The sequence below is a fragment of the Phenylobacterium terrae genome (assembly GCF_042681205.1).
Classification (GTDB): domain Bacteria; phylum Pseudomonadota; class Alphaproteobacteria; order Caulobacterales; family Caulobacteraceae; genus Phenylobacterium; species Phenylobacterium terrae.
The window spans coordinates 678178-703294 of record NZ_JBHUEY010000001.1; the positions used below are offsets into that span (position 1 = coordinate 678178).

A 25117-nucleotide genomic window follows, 5' to 3' on the forward strand; every position below is an offset into this window, starting at 1 on the left:
CCCGGCGCGAAGCGACGGAACTCTGCGCGGACGGAGACTCCCCCCTCACCCTACCCTCTCCCCCCGCCGAGCGGGGGGAGAGGTCTAAAGGCCGATGCGCGTCGCGTCCGGATCGGCCAGGATCGCCGCGACAGTCTCGGCCACCGTGAGTCCCGCGTTGTCGATCCACAGCCCCACGCGCGGGGTCTGCGCCACCATCCGCGCGAACCCCTCGGCGCTCCAGGGGCCGCCGTAGCCGGTCTTGGCGCGGTCGCGGTCACGCTGGGCGAGCACGCCCGCCGGCGGGTTCAGCACCACCACGCCGGGCCGCCAGCGCTTGAGCCGGCGGACGGCCTCGAGCAGGTCCTCGCCCAGCACCACGTCCTGGTAGACGACGGAAAAGCCGCTGCTGGCGTACTTGGCCGCCGCCAGCACCGCCAGGTCGTAGCGCATCTTCAGCTGGGCGATCCCCTCCTCCCCCTCGCCGGGCACGGCGCGGCCGGAGACGATCATCTTGCGGAACACGTCGCCGCGCAGGTGGACGGCCCGCTCCAGCCGTTCGGCCAACGCCTGGGCCAGCGTCGACTTGCCGGCCGCCATGGCGCCGGTGACAATCAGCACCTGCGGCGGGGGCATCCCTAGAAGGCCTTGTCGCCCGCGACCGTCGTGCGGTGCATCACCCGCAGGTGGCCGTCGTAGCCGCCCTCGGCGAAGTGGACGGTGCAGCGGTTGTCCCACATCAGCAGCGTCCCCTCCGCCCACTTGTGACGGAAGATGAACTCCGGCTGGGTCATGTGGGCGAACAGGAAGCCGAGGATGGCGCCCGCCTCCTTGTCGGTCATGCCCTCGATGCCCACGGTGTAGACCGGGCTGACGAACAGCGCCTTGCGGCCGGTCACCGGGTGGGTGCGGACCAGCGGATGGACTTCCGTCTTCTCCGCCTCCTCGGAGGTGATGATCTGCATCGTCCGCTTCTCGGTCTCGCGGGCGAAGACGCCCTTGGTCCCGTAGGGGCGGGCGGCGCTGTGCACGGCGCGCAGGGGCGCCAGCAGCTGCTTCATCGTCTCGGACAGCGCCTCGTAGGCCCGGGCGCAGTCGGCGAACAGGGTGTCGCCGCCCACCGGCGGGACGACCTTGGCGTGGAGCAGGGTCGCCGCGGGCGGATGCGGCTGGAAGCTCCAGTCCGAGTGCCAGCCGGCCCCGAAGTTGGTGGCCTTCTCGTCCGGCTCCCGGCGCAGCTCCAGCACGTTCGGGTGGCCCGGCATCGGGGCGATGAACGGATCCTCGCCGAACGGGCCGATCTGCAGGGTGAAGGCCTCCAGCTGCTCGAGGCTGAGGGGCTGGTCCGGGAAGGAAACCACCGCGTGGCGCGCGAAGGCGGCTTTCACTTCAGCCAGCGTCTCCCCATCTAAGGGACGACTGAGATCAAGGCCCGTGATCCGCGCGCCGAAACCGTTCTCACAGGGCTCGACGACGAGGCTCTTCGGGGCGGTCTGAACCAAGGCGGACATGGCGCTCTTCCTCCCAACCTGGGTACGCTGCGCACCATCAAACGCACGTTTGCAATGCGCGCGCGCCACCTGTAATCGAACCTCGACATGACCATGCTCGCCGAAAACCAAGACGACAAGCTCATCACCCTGGTCCCGGACCGGATGGTCTCGGTGCGCGAAACCTTCGGCATCGATTCCGACATGCAGGTTCCGGCCTTCTCCGAGCGCGATCCGCACGTGCCGGACGTGGACGAGGCCTACAAGTTCGATCCGGAGACGACCAAGGCGATCTGCGCCGGGTTCGCCTATGACCGGCGGGTGATGGTCCAGGGCTATCACGGCACCGGCAAGTCGACCCACATCGAGCAGGTGGCCGCGCGGCTGAACTGGCCGCTGATCCGGGTGAACCTGGACAGCCACGTTTCCCGTATCGACCTGGTCGGCAAGGACGCCATCGTCCTGAAGGAAGGCAAGCAGGTCACCGAGTTCCGCGAAGGCATCCTGCCCTGGTGCATCCAGCGGCCGATGGCGCTCGTCTTCGACGAGTACGACGCCGGCCGCCCGGACGTGATGTTCGTGATCCAGCGGGTGCTGGAGGCGCAGGGCAAGCTGACCCTGCTCGACCAGAACCGGGTGATCCGGCCGAACCCGCACTTCCGCCTGTTCTCGACGACCAACACCATCGGGCTGGGCGACACCACGGGCCTCTACCACGGCACCCAGCAGATCAACCAAGGCCAGATGGACCGCTGGTCGATCGTCACCACGCTCAACTACCTCCACCACGACGTGGAGGCCGAGATCGTGCTGGCCAAGGCGCCCAGCTACAACACGCCCGACGGCAAGCGGACGATCGCGGCCATGGTGCGGGTCGCCGACATGACCCGGAACGCCTTCATGAACGGCGACATCTCCACCGTCATGAGCCCGCGGACGGTGATCACCTGGGCCCAGAACGCCGAGATCTTCGGCGGCGACATCGCGCTGGCGTTCCGGATGACCTTCCTGAACAAGTGCGACGAGCTGGAGCGCGGCACCGTGGCCGAGTTCTTCCAGCGCGCCTTCGGCCAGGACCTGCCGGAAAGCACCGCCCGCATCCGCGTGGCCTGACGTGGCTTCCCTCGGCGTCTTCGGCGAGCTGGCGGTCGTCGCCGGCGCACTGGTCGTCTCGCTGCTGATCTGGGCCGCGATCAAGGCCGCCGGCAAACGGCGCGACCGCGATTGACGGCGGCTCCCCGGGGAGGCCATAGCGGTCTGCGCTGACCACAAAACCGTGGTCGCTCTCGAGGGGGATAAGATGTCCAGGAAGATGCTGGCCGGGCTGACGCTCGGGGCGGCGGCGATGATGGCCGCGATGGGCGTTGCGACGGCCCAGGACGCCGCGCCGCCGAAGAACGACTATGCCGACAAGGCCAACTGGCTGTGCTGGCCCGGGCGAGACGACGCCTGCGCGATCGACAACACCGCCACCATCGTCAAGGCCGACGGCTCCACCGAGAAGGAGACCTGGAAGGCCGATCCGAATGCGCCGGTCGACTGCTTCTACGTCTATCCGACGGTGTCGAACGATCCGGGCGTGATCAGCGACATGACCGCCAACGCCGAGGAGAAGCGGGTGGTCGAGCAGCAGCTGGCCCGCTTCGGCGCCAAGTGCCGGGTGTTCGCCCCGCTCTATCGCCAGTTCACCCTGACGGCCCTGCGCCAGATGATGTCGGGCGGGACGCCGCCGGCCGCCCGCGGGCCCATGCCCCAGACCGGCTACAACGACGTCGTCGACGCCTGGAACTGGTACCTGGCGAACGAGAACAAGGGTCGCGGCGTCGTCCTGATCGGCCACTCCCAGGGCTCGGGCGTGCTGACCCAGCTGATCAAGGAGCACATCGACGGCAAGCCGGTGCAGAAGCAGCTGGTCAGCGCCCTGCTGATCGGCACCACCCTGCCGGTGGAGAAGGGCAAGGATGTCGGGACCTTCACCTCCATCCCGCTCTGCAAGTCGGCCGACCAGACCGGCTGCGCCATCGCCTACGCCGCCTTCCGAGACACCATCCCGCCGCCGCCGACCAGCCTGTTCGGCCGTCCGCGCGAGGGGGCCGGCATGGAAGCGGCCTGCGTGAACCCGGCGAACCTGTCGGGCGGCAAGGGCGAGCTGAAGGCCTATCTGGCCGCCGGCCGCACGATGATCTCCGGCGAGGGCCCGCCGGTCTGGGCCAAGGGCAAGACCATCGACACCCCCTTCGTGGCCGTGCCCGGCCTGCTGACCGCCGAGTGCGTGAACAAGGACGGCTTCCACTACCTGTCGGTGCACATCAACGCCGACCCGGCCGACCCGCGGGCCGACGACATCGCCGGCGACGTGCCGGGCGCCGACGGCAAGCCGAACGCCGGCTGGGGCCTGCACCTGATCGACGTCAACCTGGCCATGGGCAACCTGCTCGACATCGTCGAGGCCCAGTCCAAGGCCTGGCTGGCGAAGAACGCGGGATAATCGGAAGCGCCCCCTCCACCGCCTTCGGCGGTCCCCCTCCCCCGCAGTCTGCGCTGCGGGGGAGGAGCCTGGCCTACCTGATCCTCCCCCGACGCGAAGACGACGGGGGAGGTGGATCGGCGCGAAGCGACGAGACGGAGGGGGCGCAGCCTCAAACGAAAAGCGCCCGCCCCGGTGATCCGGAGCGGGCGCTGCGTCCGTGCCGCGGAACTGGTTTAGCGGCGAGCGGCCTCCGCCGGCACCTCGCCCACGCGGGTGGCGCGCGAGAAGGGGATGATCTGGTAGAGGGCCGACAGGCCGACCAGGGTGTAGACGGTCCGCGACAGGGCGCTGCCTTCACCGAACAGGGCGGCCACGAGGTCGAATTCGAACAGGCCCACCAGGCCCCAGTTCACGCCGCCCACGATCACCAGCATGAGGGTGATCAGGTTGATAGCTTTCATGTTTTTCGCTCTCCACGTTCTGAGGGGGGAACGTGACTTGAGCGACCCGCGTTCCGCGCGGCGCAGCTAGCTTTTTGATTTTTCTCGCAAGCTAGCGCCGGAGCCGCTGACCGGTCATGACCGCGAGGGCGACCATGACGACGAAGACGACCATGAAGAGGCCGAACACGAGCTTGGCCGCGGCGGTCGCCTCCCCGGCCATCCCGGAGAACCCGAGGATCCCGGCCAGCACGGCGACGGCGGCGAAGACGAAAGCCCACTTCAACATCAAAACACTCTGCGGCGACTGCGAAGGCGGCCCCATGCACGCCCGTTCCGCCGGATGCAAGCGTGGCCATTGCGTCGGCGGCGGCCAAATCCAAGCTGCACAACGCCTGGGCGGCTGGGCAGAAAGCTTTCGCTTCGCTTGCGCCGCGGCGGCGGGATAAAACAACGCTCCCATGGCCAAGAACCCTGAAAGCCCCACCGAGCCCTTCAAGCGCGCGCTGGCCAACGCCGCGCGCTCGCTCGCCGAGACCGCCGACCTGGAGATCGTCTACTCGGGCGAGGGGCCGCAGCTGCAGGGCAAGCGGGCCGTGCTGCCCCACCCGCCCCGGGACCTGAAGCCGGAGGACGCCGCCCGCATCCGCGGCCTGGCCGACCAGATGGCGCTGAGGCTCGCCCACCACGACGTGGCCCAGCACGCCAAGACCCGGCCGCACTCGGCGCAGGGCGCGCCGATCTACGACGCCATCGAGCAGGCCCGCATCGAGGCGATCGGCGCCAACGCCCTGGGCGGCGTGCGCGAGAATCTCAAGGCGGTGCTGGACCACACCTACGCCAAGCGGGTGTTCAACCCGATCGAGGCCGAGGCCAACCCGCCGCTGGCCGACGTCGTGCAGCTGCTGGTCCGCGAGCGGCTGACCGGCGAGCCGCCGCCGCCGATGGCCCGGCCGATGGTGGAGATGTTCCGCCAGGACATCGAGGCCAAGGCCGGCGAGGATCTCGACCGGCTGGCCGCCACCATCGAGGACCAGAAGTCGTTCGCCAAGGTCGCCCGAGCGATCATCCGCGACCTCTCCATGGGCGATGACCTGTCGGACGCGCCGGACCAGCCGGACGAGGACGACGAGAGCGGCGAGGAGGGCGAGCCCGAGGCGACCGACGAGGGCGACGAGGGCGAAGGCGAAGGCAAGTCGCCCCAGCAGGCGGCGATGGACGAGAACGAGGCCACCCACCGGGAGAGCGAGGACGCCGACTCCCAGATGATGGAGGCCGAGGAGGACCCCAACGCCGAGGACACCGACGAGCCGCCGGACATGGGCGAAGGCGACCAGCCGGCCCGGCCGGACCTGAAGGGCGATCCCTCCAAGGCGACCTACAAGGTGTTCACCAGCGCCCACGACGAGATCGTGGCGGCCGAGGAGCTGTGCGATCCCGAGGAGCTGGGCCGCCTGCGCGCCTACCTCGACCAGCAGCTGGCCAGCCTGTCCAACGTCGTCTCGCGGCTGGCCAACCGGCTGCAGCGCAAGCTGCTGGCCCAGCAGAACCGCTCCTGGACCTTCGACCTGGAGGAAGGGCTGCTGGACGTGGCGCGGCTGACCCGGGTGATCATCGACCCCACCGCCCCGCTCTCCTTCAAGGAGGAGGAGGACACCGAATTCCGCGACACGGTCGTCACCATCCTGATCGACAATTCCGGCTCGATGCGGGGACGTCCGATCATGGTGGCCGCGGTCTGCGCCGACATCTTGGCGCGCACGCTGGAGCGATGCGGGGTGAAGGTGGAGATCCTGGGCTTCACCACGCGGGCCTGGAAGGGCGGGACGAGCCGCGAGGACTGGCTGAAGGCCGGCAAGCCGCCGCAGCCCGGCCGGCTGAACGACCTGCGCCACATCATCTACAAGGCCGCCGACGCGCCCTGGCGCCGGGCCCGCCGCAACCTCGGGCTGATGATGCGCGAGGGCCTGCTGAAGGAGAACATCGACGGCGAGGCGCTGATCTGGGCCCACCACCGGCTGATCGGCCGGCCCGAACAGCGGCGCATCCTGATGGTCATCTCCGACGGGGCGCCGGTGGACGACTCCACCCTCTCGGTGAACTCGGGTCACTACCTGGAGCGCCACCTGCGCGAGGTGATCACCGAGATCGAGACCAAGAGCCCGGTGCAGCTGATCGCCATCGGCATCGGCCACGACGTGACCCGCTACTACAAGCGCGCCGTGACGATCGTCGACGTGGAGCAGCTGGCCGGCGCCATCGTCGAACAGCTGGCCGAACTCTTCGAGGAGGAGCCCCGGAAGGTGACCCGGGCCTCCGCCAACCTGCTGCAGCAGCCGCCCAGCGCCCACGGCCCGCACGGCCAGATGCGCCGCTCCACCTTCAAGGAAGTGCGGAGAGTGGTGAGTTGATTTTCGAGGGGGGCAAGACCTCTCCCCGCCACGCGGGGAGAGGTCTCATCTTGGCGTTGCTGATGCTCGCCGGCTGCGCGCCGGCCGAAGCGCCGCTGCCGAAGCAGCCGGTGCCGGCCGACGGGACCATCCGGATCGACGCCCAGCCCGTGCCGCTCAACCCCGACAAGCCGGACGAGAGCCGCATCGGCCGCTTCACCTACGCCGGCGGCGTGGCCCTGACGTCGGAGGACACCGCCCGGCTGCACGGCCTGTCGGACCTGCTGGTGGAACCGGACGGGCGGCTGACGGCGATCTCCGACGAGGGCGACCTCCTGGAGGCGCGCCTGGTTCTGGACCGCGCCGGGCGCCTGACGGGCGTCACCGGGGCGCGGATCCAGGCGCTCGCCGGCCTCGACGGCCAACCCCTGCCCGGCAAGCTCGAGGCCGACTCCGAGGGCCTGGCGGTGCTGGACAACGGCGACCGGCTGGTCAGCTTCGAGCAGCGGCACCGGATCTGGCTCTACCCGGCCGGCGGCGGGCCGCCCCGCGAGGCGCCCGCCCCGCAGGCCGACTTCCCGGCCAACGGCGGGATGGAGGCGCTCGCCGCCGATCCTGCCGCAGGCCCCGACGCCTACGTCGCCGGCGGCGAGGACGGCGCGCAGCTCTTCTTCTGCCGCCTCTCGACCGGCTGCACGGCAGGCCCGACGGTCGAGCGCCCCGGCAAGGAATTCGGCCTGGTGGCGATGCGCCGCCTGCCGGAGGGGCGCACCGCCTACCTGCTGCGCGCCTGGGACCCGCTGCGCGGCAACCGCATCGTGCTGAAGATCGACGGGCCGCAGGGCGAGGTGGACCGGCTGGAGCTTTCCCGCCCGCTCACGGTCGACAACTTCGAGGCGGTGGCGGCGGTCCCGATCCGCGGGGGGCTGCGCTTCTACCTGCTGTCGGACGACAACTTCCAGAAGATCCAGCGCACCCTCCTGGTGGCGTTCGACTGGAGGCCATAACGAGACGAGGGAGAGACGCCGTGAGCCACACCGAGATCGCCTTGCCCACCGCCGACGGGCCGGCGCGCGCCTTCGCCTTCAAGCCGGACGAGGGCCAGGGCCCGTGGCCCGGCGCGATCATCTTCATGGACGCTCCGGCGATCCGGCCGGCCCTGTTTCAGATGGGCGAGCGGCTGGCGGGGGCCGGCTACTACGTGTTGCTCCCCGACCTCTTCTGGCGCGCCGGCCGCTACGATCCGCCGGACATCGCCAAGGCCCGGGCCGGCGATCCGGAGGCCCAGGCCATCTTCCAGAAGCTGCGCGCCAGCACCGACGTGGAGCGCCAGCTGATCGACGCGCGCGCGGCGCTGGAGTGGCTGGAGACGCAGCCGGAGGTGAAGCCCGGCAAGGTCGGCGTCACCGGCTACTGCATGGGCGGCGGAATCGCCCTGCGCGCGGCCGGGACCTTCCCCGACCGGATCGGGGCCGCCGCCTCTTTCCACGGCGGCAACATGGCCACGGACGATCCCAACAGCCCCCACATCCTGGCCCCCAAGATCAAGGCCAAGGTGCTGGTCGCCGGCGCCGACGAGGACCGCAGCTTCGACGAGGCCCAGAAGGTGCGCCTCGCCGCCGCCCTCAAGGACGCCGGCGTCGACGCCGAGGTCTCCATCTGGCCCGGCTGCCGCCACGGCTGGGTGCCCACCGACATGCCCGTACACAACCCGGAAGGCGCCGAACGCCACTGGCGCGAGCTCGTGGCGCTGTTCGACGGGGCGCTGAAGTCCTGAGACCTCTCCCCGCCCAGCGGGGAGAGGGTAGGGTGAGGGGCAGCTGACGCGCCGCCGCCGAGACGGTGGAGACGCCCCCCTCACCCCACCCTCTCCCCCCGCTTCGCGGAGGGAGAGGCCTGAAACGAAAAAGGCCGCCCGGAGGCGGCCTGATCCTTGGCGCTGTAGGCCCGCTTACGCGGCGGCCTTCTGTTCGGCGAGCTTGGCCTTGAGCTGGCGCTTGATCTTCTGGGCGCGGGGCGAGAGCTGCTCGTCGCTGGCGCCGAGGAGAAAGGTGTCCAGGCCGCCCTTGAAGTCGAGCGTGCGCAGCGCCTTGTTGGAGATGCGCAGCCGGAAGGTCTGGCCCAGCGCGTCCGATTGCAGGGACGCGGGGTTCAGCGCCGGCAGGAAGCGGCGCTTGGTCTTGATGTTCGAGTGGCTCACGTTGTGGCCGACCAGGGGGCCGACGCCCGTGAGCTCGCAGCGGCGCGACATGGCGATAGAACCTTCGCGTAGAAAAACGGACGCGGAGCCGGAGGGCCCCGCGAGGAGCGCGCGATATAGTCGAAGGCGTCAGGCCCCGTCAAGGCGCAGCGGCGCCTGCGACAACGCCGCGGTGGAGCTCGTTTGTGGCCGAAAGCGAGTCAGATACAATGGGTTGTAGGGAACGAAGCGTGATTCCGGCCGAGTCAGTGATTCGGTCCCGATTCGTTGCGGCCGCGTTCCTCACGCGCCGAAAGTGAGCTCCACGCCCAGCGCCGCCAGCGCGTCCCAGTAGCCGGGATAGGTCTTGGCCACGCAGTCCGGATCCTGGATCACGATCCCCGCCGTCTTCAGCCCCGCCAGCGCGAAGGCCATGGCGATCCGATGGTCGTCGAAGGTGTCGATGCGGCAGGGCCGTTCCTGGCCGGCGAGCGCCGGATCGCCCTCGACCACCAGCTCGTCCCCCTCCTCCCGGGCCAGCCCGGGGCGGATGGCGTTCAGGCCCTGCGACAGGGCCAAGATGCGGTCGCACTCCTTCACGCGCAGGCCCGAGATGCCGGTGAAACGCACCGGCGTCTCGTTGTAGGCGGCGAGCACCGCCAGGGTCGGGATGGCGTCCTGCATCTGCGAGCCCTCGATCACCGCCGGCATGCGCGGGAAGGCGCAGATCACGGCCCAGGCCTTGGCGTCGGGCTGGCTGAAGGCCTCGGCGGACATGCCGAGGTCGATCCGCCCGCCGGTCAGGGCCTCGGCGGCCCAGAGATAGGTGGCGGCCGAGGCGTCGGGCTCGATGAAGACGTCGGCGGCGGAATAGCCGGTGGGCTCGATCCGCCAGGCGGGCCGGTTGCCCAGCTGCTCCACCTGCGCGCCGAACCTGCGCATCGCCGCCAGCGTCAGGTCGATGTAGCCGGCCGCGCCGATCTCGGCGTGGGCGAGCTCGACCTCGACAGGCCCGCGGGCGCAGGCCCCGGTCATCAGCAGGGCCGACGCGTACTGGCTGGAGAGGCGGGCGTCGATCACCACCTTGCCGCCCTCGAACCCGCCCTTGCCGGCGACGACCACCGGCGGGCAGCCGGTCGGCGCGGCCGCCTCGATCCCGAGTTGGGCCAGCGCCTCCACCAGCGGCGCGATCGGTCGCTTGCGCATGTTGGCGTCGCCGTCCAGCACCACCGCTCCGTCGGCCAGCGCCGCAGCGGCGGTGAGGAAGCGCGTCGCCGTGCCGGCGTTGCCGAGGAACAGGGACCGCTGCGGGGCGGTCAGACGTCCGGACCCGCTGACGACGAAGCTGGTCTCGTCCGGCTCCTCCACGCTCACGCCCATGTCGCGCAGGGCGGCGGCCATGTGGGCGGTGTCGTCGCTCTTCAGCGCCCCGGTGAGCCGGCTGGTCCCCCTGGCCAAGCCCGCCAGCAGCAGCGCCCGGTTGGTGATCGACTTCGAGCCCGGCAGGCGCACGGAGCCCGTCAGCGGGGCTGTCACGGGCGTCAGGCGGACGCCGTCGATCCGGGCGGGGGCGGTCATGGGCGGACAGGTAGCGCGCGCCTGCGCGCCGCGCCAGCCCGCGGCGATGGCGCCGAACGGCGTTGCGCCACGCGGGGGGAGCTGTTACTAACTGACTGGTCAGTTATCAGGAGCAGCCGATGCAGGCCGGCGCACCCAAGTTCCGCAGGCGCAAGGAAGCCCGGCCGGCCGAGATCGTCGCCGCCGCCTTCGAGGTGTTTGCGGAGAAGGGCTTCGCCGGCGCCAAGCTGGACGACATCGCCACCCGGGCGGGCGTCTCCAAAGGCGCCCTCTACCTCTACTTCGAGACCAAGGAAGACCTTTTCCGGGCGGTGGTGACGCAAGGCGTGGCGCCGAATTTCGAGGCCGTGCTCGCAGTGCTCGCCAGCCACCCGGGCCCGATCGGGCCGCTTCTCGAGATGCTGGCCGGCCGCATGGCCGAGGTCGTGACCACGACGCCGGTCGGCGGCCTGGTGAAGATGGTCATCGGCGAGGCGCGCAACTTCCCCGAGCTCGCCCAGGTCTGGCACGACCAGCTGGTCTCCAAGGCGCTCGGCGCCCTCACCGCCGCGATCGCCGCCGCCCAGGCGCGCGGCGAGGTGAAGCCGGGCGATCCGCGGATGTACGCCCTCTCGGTCGCCTCGCCGCTGCTGGTCGGGGTGATCTGGCGCGAGACCTTCGCGCCCATCGGCGCCGAGCCCTTCGACATGCCCGCCCTGGCGCGCCAGCACGTCCGCGCCGTCCTGCAAGGCATTCTGACGGAGGCCGGCTGATGCGCCGCAAGATCCTCCCCCTGATCCTGCTGCTGGTCGCCGCCGGCCTGATCGCGCTGCTGGTGCTGGCGCCGCGGCTGAAGGGTCCGGACGTGCTGACCGGCTACGTCGAGGGCGAGCCGCTCTACCTGGCCGCCCCGGTGTCGGGCACGGTCGAGCAGGTGTTCGTCCGGCGCGGCCAGGAGGTGAGCCCCGGCCAGCGGCTGTTCGTCGTCGACCCCGAGCAGTTGGCCGCCCAGCGGGACCAGGCGGCCGCCGAAGTGGCGGCCGCCCAGGCGCAGGCCGAGGACGCCCGCCAGGGCCAACGCCCGCTCGAGCTCGCCGTCTTCGACGCCCAGGTGGCCGCCGCCGAGGCGCGGGCCAGGGACGCCGCCGCCGACCTTCGCCGCATCCGGCCCCTCGTGCAGAAGGGCATCTACGCGCCCGCCCGGCTCGACGACGCCGAGGCCGCCTGGCAGGCCGCCCAGGCCGAGGTGCGGGCCGCCGCCCGCCGGCGCGACGCGGCCGAGCTCGGCGCCCGCCAGGGCCAGGTCGAGGCCGCCGACCAGCGGGTGCGGCAGGCCCAGGCCGGGCTCGCCGCCGCCGGCGCGCGGCTGTCGGACCTGGCCCCCGTCGCGCCCGCCGCCGCCCGGGTGGAGGAGGTCTTCTTCCAGTCGGGCGAATGGGCCGGCGCGAACCAGCCGGTGCTCGCCCTGCTGCCGCACGACAGGATCAAGCTGCGGTTCTTCGTGCCCGAGACGGACCTTGCCGCCTATCGGCCGGGCCGCACCGTCCGCTTCCGCTGCGACGGCTGCCGGGACGGCCTGACGGCGCAGATCGTCTTCGTCAGCCCCCGGCCCGAGTTCACCCCGCCGGTCATCTATTCGCGCGAGAGCCGCGACCGGCTCGTCTACCTCGTGGAGGCCCGCCCGTCGGTGCGGCTCAACCCCGGCCAGCCGGTGGACGTCCTTCCGCTGGAGGCGGCCTCATGAGCCTCGCCATCGACGTCCGGGGCCTGAACAAGAGCTTCGGCGACAAGCACGTGGTCCAGGACGTCGCCCTGCAGCTGGAGACTGGCCGGATCTGCGGCTTCCTGGGGCCCAACGGCTCCGGCAAGACCACCACGCTGCGCATGCTCTGCGGCCTGCTGACGCCGGACAGCGGCGAGGGCGCGGCGCTCGGCTTCGACCTCCGCAAGGAGGCGGGCGAGATCAAGCAGCGCACCGGCTACATGACCCAGCGGTTCTCCCTCTACGAGGACCTGACCATCGCCGAGAACCTGGAGTTCACCGCCCGCGTCCACGGCCTCGATCGCCGGCGCGAGCGGGTGGCCGAGGCGCTCCAGCGGCTGGGCCTCTACGAGCGGCGAGGCCAGCTCGCCGGCGCCCTCTCCGGCGGCTGGAAACAGCGGCTGGCGCTGGCCAGCGCCACCCTGCACCAGCCCCAGCTGCTGCTGCTCGACGAGCCCACGGCCGGCGTGGACCCGAAGGCGCGGCGCACCTTCTGGGACGAGATCCACGCCCTCTCCGGCCAGGGGCTGACCGTGCTGGTCTCCACCCACTATATGGACGAGGCCGAGCGCTGCCATGAGATCGCCTACATCAGCTACGGCCGGCTGATCGCCCGCGGCACGGCCGAGGAGGTGGTGGCCGGCTCGGGCCTGATCACCTTCCGCGGCGAGGGGGCGGGGATCGACCGGCTGGCCTCGGAGATCGCCGAGAAGCCCGGCGTCGAGGCCGCCGCGCCGTTCGGGGCGGCCGTGCAGGCCTCAGGGACCGACCGCGCCGCGCTCGAGGCCGCCCTCGCGCCCTACCGCCGGCCGCCGTTCCGCTGGACCGAGGTGGCGCCTACGCTTGAGGACGTCTTCATCCAGCTGATGGGCCGTTCGCGGGACAACTTCCGATGAGCGGCCTGTCGGCGGTCCGGATCTGGGCGGTGCTGGTGAAGGAGTTCAAGCAGCTCACCCGCGACCGGCTGACCTACGCCATGATCCTGGCGCTGCCGATCGTGCAGCTGATCCTGTTCGGCTACGCCATCAACACCGAGCCGCGCCACCTGCCGACGGCGGTGCTGGTGCAGGAGGACTCGGTGCTGGCCCGCTCGACCCTGGCGGCGATGACGAACAGCGGCTTCTTCGACATCGAGCGCACCGCCCGCACGCCGGCCGAGCTGGACGCCCTGATCCGCCGGGGCGAGGTGCAGTTCGGGGTCACCATCCCCGGCGACTTCACCCGCCGCGTCGCGCGGGGCGACCGGCCGCAGATCCTGGTGGAGGCCGACGCCACCGACCCGTCCGCGACCGGCGGCGCGGCGGCCGCCCTCGCCGCGCTCCCGGCCCACGCCCTCGCCCACGACCTGAAGGGCGCCCTGGCCCAGCGCGGCCTCTCGCAGGCGCCGTTCGAGGTGGTCGTCCACCGCCGCTACAATCCGGCGGCGGTGACCGCCTACAACATCGTCCCCGGCCTGTTGGGGGTCATCCTCTCCATGACCCTGGTGATGATGACCGCCCTCAGCGTCACCCGCGAGGCCGAGCGCGGCACCATGGAGAGCCTGCTGGCGACGCCGGTGGAGCCCATCGAGGTGATGATCGGCAAGCTCGCGCCCTACGTGCTGGTGGGCCTGGCCCAGACTGTCATCGTGCTGACCCTGGCGCGGCTGCTGTTCGGGGTGCCGATGGCCGGCGGCTGGATCGGGCTGACGCTGGGCGTTTCGCTGTTCATCGTCGGCTCGCTCGCGCTCGGCTTCCTGATCTCGACGGTGGCGAGAAGCCAGCTGCAGGCCATGCAGATGAGCGTCTTCTACATCCTGCCCTCGATCCTGCTCTCCGGCTTCATGTTCCCCTTCCACGGCATGCCGGCCTGGGCCCAGGCGATCGGGCAGGTCATCCCCGTCACCCACTTCCTGCGCATCGTCCGCGGCGCCCTGCTGAAGGGCCTCGAGGCGCACGAGATGTGGCGCGAGCTGACGGCGCTGGCGGCGTTCGTGTGCGTGGTGACGGCGCTGGCCATGGCCCGGTACCGCCGGACGCTGGATTAGCGCCCTTCCTTTCCCATTCATGGGAAACGGGGACCGCCCGCCGAAGCCGGCGGACGCCGGCTGAAGAGCGGGGGGTGGAAAGGGCAAGCCACGGACGCGGCGCTGTGGATCACTCTAAACTGCACTTTCCGTCCGCCGCGTGCGCGGCTCGCCCCCTCCCCCACTCGCTCTTCGCTGCGCTCGCGAGCGGTCCCCTTCCCCGCTTCGCAGGGGAGGAAATGATAGTCCTGGAACTCACCTCGCCTCTGCCGCGTCTATTCCTGGGGCGCTCAGGAGTAGGGGTTGAGGCGTAGAGTTGCGTCAGGACCGGTGACTTGCAGCGACGGGCTGCCACGCTTGCCCGACTCCCTGCGCCCCCCCACATTCGATCCATGAGCGACCGCCCGACGGGGGCCGCGCCGTCCCGACTGGTGGCGGTTCTGGGGCCGACCAACACCGGCAAGACGCACCTGGCGGTCGAGCGGATGCTCGGCCACGCGAGCGGCATGATCGGCCTGCCGCTGCGCCTCCTGGCGCGCGAGGTCTACGACCGCATCGTCAAGGCCAGAGGCCCCCGCGCCGTCGCCCTGATCACCGGTGAAGAGAAGATCATCCCGCCGCGGCCGCAGTATTTCGTCTGCACCGTCGAGGCCATGCCGCTGTCGCGCGAGGTCGAGTTCCTCGCCGTCGACGAGATCCAGCTGTGCGCCGATCCCGAGCGCGGCCACGTCTTCACCCACCGGCTGCTGCACGCCAGGGGCAAGTCCGAGACCATGCTGCTGGGCGCCTCGACGATGGCGCCGCTGGTCCGCCGCCTGCTGCCGCACGCCGAGATCGTCTCGCGCGAGCGGTTCTCCGAGCTCACCTATTCGGGCCCCAAGAAGCTGACGAGGCTGCCCCGGCGCAGCGCGGTGGTCGCCTTCTCGGCCGACCAGGTCTACGCCATCGCCGAGCTGATCCGCCGCCAGCGCGGCGGCGCGGCGGTGGTGATGGGCTCGCTCTCTCCCCGCACCCGCAACGCCCAGGTCGCCCTCTACCAGTCCGGCGAGGTGGACTTCCTGGTGGCCACCGACGCCATCGGCATGGGCCTCAACATGGACGTCGACCACGTGGCCTTCGCCGGGCTGCGCAAGTTCGACGGCCGCCGCACCCGCTGGCTCTACCCGCAGGAGATCGGCCAGATCGCCGGGCGGGCCGGCCGCTACCGCAAGGACGGCACCTTCGGCGTCACCGGCGAGTGCGAGGACATGGACCCCGACCTGGTCGAGGCCGTGCAGCAGCACCATTTCGAGCCCGTCGCCGCCGCCGAGTGGCGCAACGCGGCCCTCGACTTCGCTTCCCTTCCGGCGCTGATGCGCTCGCTCGCGGCCCCGCCGCAGCGGGAGGGGCTCAAGCTCGCCGCCGAGAGCCTGGACGAGATGACGCTGCGCCAGCTGGCGGCCGATCCGGAGATCGCCGCCCGCTGCCGGGACCGCAGCGCCCTCTTCCGGCTGTGGGACGTCTGCCAGACGCCGGACTTCCGCAAGACCGCCACCGAGGACCACGTCCGTCTGGTGCGCGACTTCTTCGGCCACCTGACCTCCCGGACCCACCGGATCCCGGAGGACTGGATCGCCCGCCAGTACGAGTGGCTGGACCGCACCGACGGCGAGATCGACGCCCTGGCCGGGCGCCTCGCCAGCGTGCGCACCCTGGCCTACGTCGCCAACCGGCCGGACTGGCTGGCCGACCCGGCGAACTGGCAGGGCAAGACCCGGGCGCTCGAAGACCGGCTCTCCGACACCCTCCACGAGAAGCTGATGGCGAGGTTCGTCGACCGGCGGACCAGCGCCCTGATGCGCGGCCTTCGGGTCCGCGAGGACCTGCTGGCCGGCGTCGCCGCCGACGGGGTGGTGACGGTCGAGGGCCAGTACGTCGGCAAGCTCTCCGGCGTCAGCTTCGAGGCCGCCCAGGGCGCCTCGCTGCTCGAGGAGAAGGCGTTGCGCGCCGCCGCCACGGCGGCGGTGGGCCCGGAGATCGCCCGGCGGCTGGGCAGGCTCGCCGCCGAGCCGGACGAGGCCTTCGCCCTCGCTCCCGATGGGACGGTGCTGTGGCGCGGCGACGCGGTGGGCGTGCTGTCCGGCGGGACGCTGTTCGCCCCGCGGGTGCGGCTGTTCGGCGAGCTCGGCGCCGGCCCGGCGCGGGAGCGGGCCCAGCGCCGGCTCGAGGCCTTCGCGGCCGCCGAGGCCGACCGGCGGCTGAAGCCGCTGCGCCGGCTGGAGAGCGCGGTCTCGGAGGGCAGGATCAAGGGCCTGGCCCGGGGCCTCGCCTACCGGCTGATCGAACAGGGCGGCGTACTGGACCGCAGCGCCGTGCGCGCCGAGGCCAAGGCGCTGAGCCAGGTGGAGCGGCGCACGCTGAAGTCCCTGGGCGTCAAGCTGGGCGCCTTCAGCCTCTACCTGCCGGCCCTGCTGAAGCCCCCGGCGCAGGCCTACGCCCAGGCCTTCGCCGCGCAGGCGAGTCCGCAATGGCGGCCGGCCGGCGCAGGGCTGTCGAGCCTCGGCGACCCGGCCCCCAGCGCCCAGACGCTCGCCGCCTACGGCCTGCGCGCCGTCGGCCCGGTGGCCGCCCCGGTGGAGGGCCTGGAGCGGCTCGACGCCCTGCTGCGCGCCGCGCCCAAGCTGGCCGGCGGCCAGGTCCTGTCGGACCAGGCGCGCGAAGAGCTCGGCTGGAGCGAGGCCGAGGCCGGGGCGGTGATGCGGAACCTGGGCTTCGCCCGGACCGGCAGGCCCAAGGCGGGCGAGCCCGTCGCCTGGCGCCGGCGCGGGATCGCCGAGCCCCGGCCGGCCAAGCCGCCGACCCATTCGCCGTTCGCCGCGCTGGCGGCGCTGAAGACCGCCCCGCCCCGCCGCCGGCCGCGGCGCAAGCCCAAGGCCGCCCGCGCATGAGCGAGGACAGCTGCCGCGTGGACGTGTGGCTGTGGCGCGCCCGCTTCTTCAAGACCCGCTCGCTGGCGGCCCGCTATGTGGAGGAGGGCCGGGTGCGGCTCACCCGCGCCGGGGTCGAAACCCGGCTCGACAAGCCGTCCCGCTCGGTGAAGGTGGGCGACGGCCTGGTGTTCGCGGTCGGCGGACGGCTGATCGCGGTGGCGGTCGAAGGCCTCGGCGAACGACGCGGACCGGCCTCGGAAGCACGCGAGCTCTACTCGCCCTTACAGATATCCTGATGGTCAGCTCAGGGGCGCGGCATTGACAAGCCGCGTCCTGACCCCGAAAACCCGCGCGCCTGCGACCGGAGTATTGTCCCCGTTATGACCTACATCGTCATGGATCCCTGCATTAAGTGCAAGTTCATGGACTGCGTGGAGGTCTGCCCGGTCGACTGCTTCTATGAGGGCGAGAACTTCCTGGCCATCAATCCGGACGAATGCATCGACTGCGGGGTGTGCGAGCCGGAGTGCCCGGTGGACGCCATCAAGCCGGACACCGAAGACGAGCCGGACGGCAAGTGGCTGCGGGTCAACACCGAGTACTCGAAGATCTGGCCCAACATCACCGTAAAGGGCACGCCGCCGGCCGACGCCGAGCAGTACGAGCGGGAAACGGGCAAGTTCGAGAAGTACTTCAGCGAGAAGCCTGGCCGCGGCTCCTGACGCGAAGCTGGCGGCGCTTCTGACGCGCCGCAGCAAGCCTTTCATTCGGCACGATTTTGTGTTAATGTCTATTCCGACGTGGTGGAAAGCGGCTTCGCTTTGCCCGTCATTCCGCAGAAGAGCCGTCCAGGCCGGCACGCCTACATAAAGGCGAGGGTTGTCTTAGAGGTCGAAAAACCGCTCGAGAGTCGGGGCCGCCGCAAGCATCTTGCGGGGAATGGCCCTGTCCGTTCGAGCGGATGCGCGCGCAACCCGCGGCCCGGACGCAAAGGACATTGAAGAGGTCTCGTGATGAGCAAGAGCGGTCTGGATTTCTCGGTTGGCGATCACGTCGTCTATCCGGCCCACGGCGTGGGTCTGGTGCAGGGGATCGAAACCCAGGAAGTGGCCGGCCTGAAGCTCGAGGTCTACGTAATCACCTTCGATCACGAGAAGATGACGCTGCGCGTCCCGACCGGCAAAGCCAAGAGCGCCGGCCTGCGCCCGCTGGCCGAGACCAACGTGGTCAGCCAGGCGCTGAACACGCTGAAGGGCCGCGCCCGGGTGAAGCGCACCATGTGGAGCCGCCGCGCCCAAGAATACGAAGCCAAGATCAACTCCGGCGACCTGATCTCGATCGCCGAGGTGGTCCGCGACCTGCACCGCGCCGAGAACCAGCCCGAGCAGTCCTACTCCGAGCGCCAGCTCTATGAATCGGCGCTGGACCGCATGGCCCGCGAAGTCGCCGCCATCGAGCGCATCGACCGCGAAGAGGCCATCGGCATCCTCGCCAAGTCCCTGGTCCGCACGGCGGCGTAAGCCGAAGGCGATCAGCTCTGAATGCGGAAACGCCCGGCGGAGACGCCGGGCGTTTTTCGTTGCGGCTTCGCGCTCGCGGCGGCCGTCACTGGACGCGGATCTGCGCAAGCGCCGCCTCGAGCTCGGCCGCCGGATAGGGCGTCGTCTTGGCCTCGCCGCTCAGTCTGCCGAAGAAGCTGCGCAGGATGTCCGCGACCGGCTTGCAGCGGGCGACGAGGGCGTCGAGCGCAGGCGCCCGCACCCGCGGCTCTCCCTTCGGCGCCAAACACTCCACGAGCCCCCAGGCGACATAGCCGCGGTCGTAGAGGCGATGGGCCTCGAAGAAGCCGCGCTCGGCCGGCGACAGGTCGAAGTCCTCGCAGAGCGCCAGCCCGAAGTCGGCCGCGTAGACCTGATCGCCGTCGGTCAGCACGTTGAAGGCGTGCAGGTCGAAATGCAGCATGCCGCGGCCGTTCATGAATGCGGCGGTCTCGTCCAGCTGTTCGTGAACCCGGAGGATCGCCGCCTCCAGCCCGGGCGCCGGCGGTTCGCCGGCCAGGCTGTCCGAGAGCCAGGTGTCCAGCATCTGCGGCACATGCTCGAGGAACAGGACGATGGATGACGTGGCGCCGGAGATCGCCTCAAGCCGGGCCCGAACGGCGTCCGACTCCCAATAGTCCGGCGCGCGCTCCAGCCAGGCGAGCTGCTCGGCCGAAAGCGGGGGCGGCCGCCTTGGTAGCACGCGCCAGTGATAGACGAGCGGGAAATGCGGACACTCGCCGGACAGCGCCCACTCGCCGGCCTTCAGGTAGGCCTGCAGCTCGCGCCACGCGCCGAACCCCGCAGAGCCGACCCCGTACTGGTAGAACAGCGGCAGGCCGAAGAGGTTGGCGGTCGACCCCTCGTTCTCGGGTCTCCGTTCCAGGTCGGTGAGGCTGATCTGCTTGACGAAGACCTTCGCGCCTTCGACCTCGATCACCGCGGACTGACTGCCGTGGACGCTGTAACGCCACGAGGCTTTGTCGGGGGCCAACGCTGCGGAGAGATCGTCGTCGCCGAACGACCGGAGCCGGGCGGCGATGCGCTCGAACGTGCGCCTGCGCATGTCCAGATGGGCGTCTGACGAGGTCATCTCTCTCCCCGGCCGGCTCCGCTCGCGAGCCTAACACCTGCGGCCCACGTTGAACGAGCCGGGCCGTGAAGGCCCAGGCGGAGGCGGCGTTCCGATCCCGCCACACTTGTCACTCCCGCCCTCCGCCGGGTCGCCGCCAGTCTGCCTCTCACGACAGCGCGTGGGCCTTGCCCAAGCTTGGAGGCTGCGATGAGCGGGCGTGACGTCACGACCGAGGCCGGCGGAATGGTGATCGCCAGGTGGCTGGCTCTTTCGGCCACGCCGACCTTCGCCGCCATGGCCGCCCTCACCGCCGTGGGCGACGATCCGGCGATCATGCTCTGCTCGGCGGGACATGACTCTCCGCTTACCGGCATGGTCCCGATGTACCTGCTGATGAGCCTCTTCCACGCTGCGCCCTGGCTCAGGCTGATGTCCGGGCGACGGTCCTGACCAGACGCCCCGTCACGTCCTTCGTGTCAGGGGCGCTCAGGCGAAACTAGGGGGTTTCCCCGACGCGGGGGGTCACGCGCGGTCCTATCCAGACGGTCCTGCACCGCAACGAAGGACCTGCCCCGATGACCAAAGCCTTCTCGTTCGAGGACTGCCTTGCGCGCGCCGAGCGGATCAACTGGCGCGTGGACGAGCTGATCGGCCCGGACAAGCGGCTGGACTTCTCCAAGCCGTTCATGCCGGAGGCGCTCGCCCGCACGGCGCCTCTCGACTTCCTGACCGCCGACGAGCGGCTGGAGCTCAACCAGATTCGCGGCAACGCCTACCTGGTCATGTTCGGGCTGGTCGAGGAGTTCATCCTGCCCTTCCTGCTCGACCATGCGCGACCCCAGGCGACCGGGGAGTCCTACCGCTCGCGCGCGATGCTCCAGTTCGCCGCCGAAGAGGCCAAGCACATCCACCTGTTCCGCACGTTCGCCGCGGCGTTCGCGGAAGAGTTCGGCGTCCGCTGCAAGACGATCGGCCCGCCGGAGGCGATCGCCGCGCACGTGCTCTCGCACCCGCCGCTCTCGGTGGCGCTGCTGATCCTGCACATCGAGTGGATGAGCCAGCGCCACTTCACCGAGAGCATCCAGGACGAGCAGCAGCTGGATCCACGCTTCAAGGACCTGCTGCTGCACCACTGGATGGAGGAGCAGCAGCACGCGCAGATCGACACCCTGCTGGTGGAAGAGATCGCCGCCGGCTGCACGCCCGCCCAGATCGACGAGGCGATCGAGGGCTACAAGCGGCTCGGCGCCTTCCTGGACGAGGGCCTTCGCCAGCAGGCCGCCTTCGACCTCGAAGCCCTCGAGGCGACGCGCGGCAAGCCGTTCGGCAAGGCCGAGCGCGAGCGGTTCATGGCCGTCCAGCACCAAGCCAACCGGTGGACCTACGTCGGGTCGGGGCTCTCCCACCCGAGGTTCATCGAAACCATTCGGCGCCTGAAGCCGAATGCCGTCGCCGAGTTCGAGGCGATGGCCGAGTTGTTCGCGTAACCCACTACAAACCCTTCTGGAGACACAACAAAATGCAACGTATCCTCCCCAGCGTCATCGCCACGGCCGCCGCTCTGGCCCTCTCCGCCCCCGCCTGGGCGAAGGTGGAACAGGTCTCGGCCAGAGTGAGCTACGCCGACCTGGACATCGGCCATCCGGCCGGCCGCCAGATCCTGGAGCGCCGGGTCAGCCGGGCCGCCACCACGATCTGCCGCGACCCCTCGCCCTTCACCCCCATGCGGCTGATCAAGGCATGCCGGGCCGAGGCCCTGGCCAGCGCCCGGCCCCAGCTGCTCGCGCTCTACGAGGCCCGGCCGCTGACCGAGCCGGCCGTCGTGCTCGCCGCCCGCATGCCCTGAGCAAGGGCCGTCAGGCGCCCCCGCCGGAGACGTCCGGCGGGGGTCGCTTCGCTTCCGGATAACGGCGTTTCTCAGCCGACGCCGCGGTGATACGCTTCAACCATGACGGGAGCGGCGGAACTCATCGAGCGGGAAACAGCTCACGCGCGCCTCGAGGCGGCTCTCGCGCAGGCGCGCGCCGGCGCCGGGCGGATCGTCTCGCTGGAGGGCGAGGCGGGGATCGGCAAGAGCTCCCTGCTGCTGGCCTTCGTCGACGCGCATCGGGCCGACACCCGGGTGCACATGGGCGGCTGCGAGCATCTGGCCACGCCCGAACCGATGGGCCCGCTGCGCGACATCGCGCGCGAAAGCCAGGGCCGCTTCTCCATCTCCCCGACCGGACAGCTGGCGACCTACGAGGCGCTCCTGCGGCTGCTCACCGGCGGCAAGGGGCCAGGGCTGCTCGCCCTCGAGGACATCCATTGGGCGGACGATGCGACCCTCGACCTGCTCAGGTTCCTGGCCCGCCGGATCCGCACCGCACCGGTGATGGTGCTGGTGACCTTCCGCACCGACGAGCCGCAGTCCAGCGCCCGGCTGGCCTCGCTGTGGGCCGACATGCCGCGCGACGCGCGCGAGCGCATCGAGCTCGAACCGCTTTCCGCGGCCGCCGTGGCGCGGCTGGCGCGCCGGCGCGGCCGCCTGCCGGCCGAGGTGTTCCAGGCCACCGGCGGCAACCCGTTCCACGTGACCGAATACCTGGCCTACGAGCGCGACGTCGTTCCCCGCACGGTGCAGGAGGTCACCGTCGCGCGGGCGGCGCGCCTTTCCCCCCACGCCCGCCGCACCCTCGAGTGCGCCTCCATCTTCCCCCGCCAGATCGACGAGGAGACGCTGCGCAACATCGCCAGCGACCACGACCACAAGGGGGTCGAGGAGTGCCTGGCGACCGGCATGCTCAACGCCCGGGGCGCCGCGCTGGCCTTCCGCCATGAACTGGCGCGCCGGGCCGTGAACGAGTCGCTGTCGCCGTTGCGCCGGCGCGAACTGCACACCGCCGCCCTGGTGCTGCTCAAGGGCCGCGAGGGCGCCCGCGCCGCAGAGATCGCCCACCACGCCGAACAGGCCGGCTCGGCCGCCGACCTGGTGCGCTACGCCATCCGGGCCGCCGAGGAGGCCGGAGCCCTGGGCGCCTACGGAGAGGCGGTGGCCCACCTTTCCCGGGCGATCGAGCACGGCGGGTTCGCGGACGGCGAGCGCGCCCAGCTGCTGGAGCGCAAGGCCTTCTGCGCCCACTTCTGCGGCGAGTTCCTGCTGGCCCGGCAGGCGCTGGACGAAGCCATCGCCATCCATCGGCGGGTAGGCAACGTCACCGGCCTCGGCAACGCGCTGCGCATCTCGGCCCATGTGCAGTGGAACCTGGGCGACCCGGACCTCTGCCAGGCCGACGTCGAGGCGGCGGTGCGCGTGCTGCGGGCCGAGCCCGACAGCTGGCAGTACGCCATGGCGCTGGCCAGCAAGGCCCAGTTCGACATGCTGGCGGACCGCAACGACGAGGCCATCGCCGCGGCCGAGGAGGCCCTGGCGCGGGCCGAAAAGCTCGGCCGCACGGACATCTATCTGCAGGCGCTGACCTATCTGCGGACCACGCGCGCCTCCACCAACCTGGACGAGGGCGCGCCGGCGATCCGCGAAACGATCGAGGAGGCGCGGGCCAGAGGCGAGCTGGACGCCCTGCCCCGGCTCTACTCCAACCTCACCTCCATCATGACCCCGGCGCGCCGCCACGAGGGCCTGCTCGAGGCGCTCGACGAGGGCCAGGCCGCCTGCGCGGCCCGCGACCAGCTGCCGCTCGAGGCCTTCATCCGCGGCAACCGGGCCGCCGCCTTGCTCGACATGGGCCGGCTGGAGGAGGCGCTCACCGAGGCCGAGGACGTGGTCTTCGGCCCCTACCCGCGGGTCACCGTCGGCCTCTCGGCGATGATCGCGCTCAGCCGCGTGCGTGTCCGCCTCGGCCTGCCCGAGGGCGGCCTGCTCGACCAGGCGCGCAAGCTCCCGACCGCCCAGCGCGACCTCCTGCGCCGGGTCCCGATCGCCCTTGCGGACGCCGAAGCGCACTGGCTGGGCGGCTCGCGGCCGGGCGCCGTCGAACAGCTGGCCGAGGTCCACGCCCAGGTCGTGCGATCCTGGAGCCAGCTGTGGAACATCGGCGAGACCGCCCTGTGGCTCGCCATCCTCGGCCGCCCGCCGGCGCTGGAGCCCAAGGCCCGCGCCCAGCTCTCGCCGGCGCACCAGGCCCACGTGGAAGGGCGCTGGCGCGAGGCCGCGGAGCTCTGGGCCGCCCGCGGCTGTCCCTACGAACAGGCGATCGCCCTCTCCGACGGGGACGAGGCCGCCCAGCGCCAAGCGCTGGCGATCTTCGACCGGTTGGGCGCGGCTCCGGCGGCGCGCAAGCTGCGTCGGCGCATGCGGGCGGAGGGCGTCCGCTCGGTGCCGGCCGGGCCGCGGGCGGCGCGGCGCGAGGACCCGGCCGGGCTGACGCCCCGCCAGCGCGAAGTCCTCTCGCTGCTCAGCGACGGGCTCGCCAACGCCGAGATCGCCGACCGGCTGGGCCTCAGCGCCAAGACCGTGGAGCACCACGTCGGCGCCATCCTGGCCGCGCTGGAGGCGCCCAGCCGGCTCGCCGCCGTCAGCATCGCCCGCGAGCGCGGGCTGCACGAGCCGGCCGGCGCGTGAGGCGGCGGCCTTAGGGGCGGCGCTCGGCGACGATGACGTAGTCGCACCCGTGCCGGATTCCGTCCTTGGCGGCGACGGCCGCAAGCCCCGCCCGCCGAAGCGCCTCGCCCCGCGCCCTCAGCGCCTCGGCCAGGGCCGGGTCCGGCAGCGCGGGCAGCCGCATGAGGGCCATGTCGATCTGACTGTCGACGAAGGCGGCCTTGTAGCGGATCGGGAACCGGCGCGCCTCGATCACCGCAAAGCCCGCACGGTCGAGCTGTGCCAGCACCCACTCGGCCGGGTATTCCCGATAGGGCCGGTCTCCGGCGAGCAGCAGGCAGGCGTCGCGGAAGCGGCCGATCTCCCAGACCAGCCGGCCGGAGGCGGTGTCGGGCTCGGCCACGACGTACGGGTCCACGCCGATCAGGTAGAGGCGCCCGCGGACGAGCCGGGCCAGCCGGTCGAACAGCGCCTGCTGGAAATACGGCGCGAACGCCTCCACCGCGCCGACGAGGTAATCGGCGAGCACCGCATCGAAGCTCTCGCCGGCCAGGAAGGCGGGGTCGGCCCAGTCGCCCACCAGCAGGCGGTCGGCCGGCCGCAAGGGGACGCTGCGCCGGACCTGGTCGGCATGGGCCGGCGCGGCGGTGACCAGCGTCAGGCTCTCCGTCGGAAGGCCGGCGAGCCAGCCGGCGGAATGCACCCCCGTTCCGGCGTCCAGGACCGCGCCCCAGGGCCCTTCATGCCGCGCGGCGATGAACTCGAACAGTCGCGACGCCATCG

Annotated in this window: 25 protein-coding genes; 17 read left to right on the forward strand and 8 right to left on the reverse strand. The window is 71.3% G+C overall.

Going from position 1 to position 25117, the window contains the following annotated elements; all coding sequences use genetic code 11:
- Window positions 1–84: 84 nt before the first annotated feature.
- Window positions 85–615: a P-loop nucleotide/nucleoside kinase family protein gene (locus tag ACFSC0_RS03345; RefSeq protein WP_377280526.1), complete on the reverse strand. Its 531-nt coding sequence runs from the start codon at window positions 613–615 to the stop codon at window positions 85–87.
- 2 nt (window positions 616–617) lie between these two features.
- On the reverse strand, window positions 618–1490 hold the full coding sequence (locus tag ACFSC0_RS03350; RefSeq protein WP_377280525.1) for a TauD/TfdA dioxygenase family protein: 873 nt from the start codon (window positions 1488–1490) through the stop codon (window positions 618–620).
- A gap of 87 nt (window positions 1491–1577) precedes the next feature.
- Between ACFSC0_RS03350 and cobS the strand changes: the two genes are divergently transcribed.
- Window positions 1578–2582 carry a cobaltochelatase subunit CobS gene (cobS, locus tag ACFSC0_RS03355; RefSeq protein ID WP_377280524.1) on the forward strand — a complete coding sequence of 335 codons (1005 nt, stop codon included), beginning with the start codon at window positions 1578–1580 and terminating at the stop codon, window positions 2580–2582.
- Window positions 2583–2769: 187 nt separating this feature from the next.
- On the forward strand, window positions 2770–3957 hold the full coding sequence (locus ACFSC0_RS03360) for a DUF3089 domain-containing protein (protein ID WP_377280523.1): 1188 nt from the start codon (window positions 2770–2772) through the stop codon (window positions 3955–3957).
- Between the two features lie 215 nt (window positions 3958–4172).
- On the opposite strand, the gene ACFSC0_RS03365 is transcribed toward ACFSC0_RS03360, so the two are convergent.
- On the reverse strand, window positions 4173–4400 hold the full coding sequence (locus tag ACFSC0_RS03365; RefSeq protein ID WP_377280522.1) for a DUF378 domain-containing protein: 228 nt from the start codon (window positions 4398–4400) through the stop codon (window positions 4173–4175).
- 91 nt (window positions 4401–4491) lie between these two features.
- On the reverse strand, window positions 4492–4668 hold the full coding sequence (locus ACFSC0_RS03370; RefSeq protein WP_377280521.1) for a DUF1328 domain-containing protein: 177 nt from the start codon (window positions 4666–4668) through the stop codon (window positions 4492–4494).
- A gap of 172 nt (window positions 4669–4840) precedes the next feature.
- On the opposite strand from ACFSC0_RS03370, the gene cobT reads away from it, so the two are divergent.
- From cobT to ACFSC0_RS03385, 3 genes are read left to right on the forward strand one after another with little or no spacing between them, the layout of a single operon-like run.
- Window positions 4841–6790 carry a cobaltochelatase subunit CobT gene (gene cobT, locus ACFSC0_RS03375; RefSeq protein ID WP_377280520.1) on the forward strand — a complete coding sequence of 650 codons (1950 nt, stop codon included), beginning with the start codon at window positions 4841–4843 and terminating at the stop codon, window positions 6788–6790.
- A gap of 50 nt (window positions 6791–6840) precedes the next feature.
- Entirely contained in the window at window positions 6841–7776 is a 936-nt protein-coding gene (locus ACFSC0_RS03380) for an esterase-like activity of phytase family protein (protein WP_377280519.1), read from the forward strand.
- Between the two features lie 20 nt (window positions 7777–7796).
- On the forward strand, window positions 7797–8546 hold the full coding sequence (locus tag ACFSC0_RS03385) for a dienelactone hydrolase family protein (protein ID WP_377280518.1): 750 nt from the start codon (window positions 7797–7799) through the stop codon (window positions 8544–8546).
- A 174-nt stretch (window positions 8547–8720) separates the two neighbouring features.
- Here ACFSC0_RS03385 and rpmB read toward each other — a convergent pair whose 3' ends face one another.
- The gene (gene rpmB / locus ACFSC0_RS03390) at window positions 8721–9020 is read right to left on the reverse strand and encodes a 50S ribosomal protein L28 (RefSeq protein WP_377280517.1); all 300 of its coding nucleotides are present in this window, start codon (window positions 9018–9020) and stop codon (window positions 8721–8723) included.
- 231 nt (window positions 9021–9251) lie between these two features.
- Window positions 9252–10526: a 3-phosphoshikimate 1-carboxyvinyltransferase gene (locus ACFSC0_RS03395; RefSeq protein ID WP_377280516.1), complete on the reverse strand. Its 1275-nt coding sequence runs from the start codon at window positions 10524–10526 to the stop codon at window positions 9252–9254.
- 119 nt (window positions 10527–10645) lie between these two features.
- Here ACFSC0_RS03395 and ACFSC0_RS03400 point away from each other — a divergent pair, with 119 nt between their 5' ends.
- From ACFSC0_RS03400 to ACFSC0_RS03435, 8 genes are all read left to right on the forward strand, one after another.
- Window positions 10646–11278 carry a TetR/AcrR family transcriptional regulator gene (locus ACFSC0_RS03400; protein ID WP_377280515.1) on the forward strand — a complete coding sequence of 211 codons (633 nt, stop codon included), beginning with the start codon at window positions 10646–10648 and terminating at the stop codon, window positions 11276–11278.
- A complete protein-coding gene (locus tag ACFSC0_RS03405) occupies window positions 11278–12249 on the forward strand; it encodes an HlyD family secretion protein (protein ID WP_377280514.1) in 972 nt (323 codons plus the stop codon). Before ACFSC0_RS03400 ends, ACFSC0_RS03405 begins: the two co-directional genes overlap by 1 nt.
- Window positions 12246–13163: an ABC transporter ATP-binding protein gene (locus ACFSC0_RS03410; RefSeq protein WP_377280513.1), complete on the forward strand. Its 918-nt coding sequence runs from the start codon at window positions 12246–12248 to the stop codon at window positions 13161–13163. Before ACFSC0_RS03405 ends, ACFSC0_RS03410 begins: the two co-directional genes overlap by 4 nt.
- Window positions 13160–14293 carry an ABC transporter permease gene (locus tag ACFSC0_RS03415; protein ID WP_377280512.1) on the forward strand — a complete coding sequence of 378 codons (1134 nt, stop codon included), beginning with the start codon at window positions 13160–13162 and terminating at the stop codon, window positions 14291–14293. The genes ACFSC0_RS03410 and ACFSC0_RS03415 overlap by 4 nt, the downstream gene beginning before the upstream one ends.
- A 371-nt stretch (window positions 14294–14664) precedes the next feature.
- Entirely contained in the window at window positions 14665–17199 is a 2535-nt protein-coding gene (locus ACFSC0_RS03420) for a helicase-related protein (RefSeq protein ID WP_377280511.1), read from the forward strand.
- Window positions 17196–17477, forward strand: a complete 282-nt coding sequence (locus tag ACFSC0_RS03425; protein WP_377280510.1) for an RNA-binding S4 domain-containing protein — start codon at window positions 17196–17198, stop codon at window positions 17475–17477. Before ACFSC0_RS03420 ends, ACFSC0_RS03425 begins: the two co-directional genes overlap by 4 nt.
- An 84-nt stretch (window positions 17478–17561) precedes the next feature.
- Window positions 17562–17903: a ferredoxin FdxA gene (fdxA, locus tag ACFSC0_RS03430; protein ID WP_377280509.1), complete on the forward strand. Its 342-nt coding sequence runs from the start codon at window positions 17562–17564 to the stop codon at window positions 17901–17903.
- A gap of 291 nt (window positions 17904–18194) precedes the next feature.
- On the forward strand, window positions 18195–18701 hold the full coding sequence (locus ACFSC0_RS03435; protein WP_329636040.1) for a CarD family transcriptional regulator: 507 nt from the start codon (window positions 18195–18197) through the stop codon (window positions 18699–18701).
- 85 nt (window positions 18702–18786) lie between these two features.
- On the opposite strand, the gene ACFSC0_RS03440 is transcribed toward ACFSC0_RS03435, so the two are convergent.
- Window positions 18787–19812, reverse strand: a complete 1026-nt coding sequence (locus ACFSC0_RS03440) for a protein kinase family protein (RefSeq protein WP_377280508.1) — start codon at window positions 19810–19812, stop codon at window positions 18787–18789.
- 189 nt (window positions 19813–20001) lie between these two features.
- Here ACFSC0_RS03440 and ACFSC0_RS03445 point away from each other — a divergent pair, with 189 nt between their 5' ends.
- The 4 genes from ACFSC0_RS03445 to ACFSC0_RS03460 all read left to right on the forward strand — a co-directional run bounded on the left by ACFSC0_RS03445 (window position 20002) and on the right by ACFSC0_RS03460 (window position 24355).
- On the forward strand, window positions 20002–20244 hold the full coding sequence (locus tag ACFSC0_RS03445; protein ID WP_377280507.1) for a hypothetical protein: 243 nt from the start codon (window positions 20002–20004) through the stop codon (window positions 20242–20244).
- Window positions 20245–20369: 125 nt separating this feature from the next.
- Window positions 20370–21281, forward strand: coding sequence for a hypothetical protein (locus ACFSC0_RS03450; RefSeq protein ID WP_377280506.1), 912 nt, complete (start codon window positions 20370–20372; stop codon window positions 21279–21281).
- A 32-nt stretch (window positions 21282–21313) separates the two neighbouring features.
- Window positions 21314–21640, forward strand: coding sequence for a UrcA family protein (locus tag ACFSC0_RS03455; protein ID WP_377280505.1), 327 nt, complete (start codon window positions 21314–21316; stop codon window positions 21638–21640).
- Between the two features lie 102 nt (window positions 21641–21742).
- The gene (locus ACFSC0_RS03460; protein ID WP_377280504.1) at window positions 21743–24355 is read left to right on the forward strand and encodes an ATP-binding protein; all 2613 of its coding nucleotides are present in this window, start codon (window positions 21743–21745) and stop codon (window positions 24353–24355) included.
- A 10-nt stretch (window positions 24356–24365) separates the two neighbouring features.
- Here ACFSC0_RS03460 and ACFSC0_RS03465 read toward each other — a convergent pair whose 3' ends face one another.
- On the reverse strand, window positions 24366–25115 hold the full coding sequence (locus tag ACFSC0_RS03465; RefSeq protein WP_377280503.1) for a class I SAM-dependent methyltransferase: 750 nt from the start codon (window positions 25113–25115) through the stop codon (window positions 24366–24368).
- Window positions 25116–25117 lie beyond the last annotated feature (2 nt).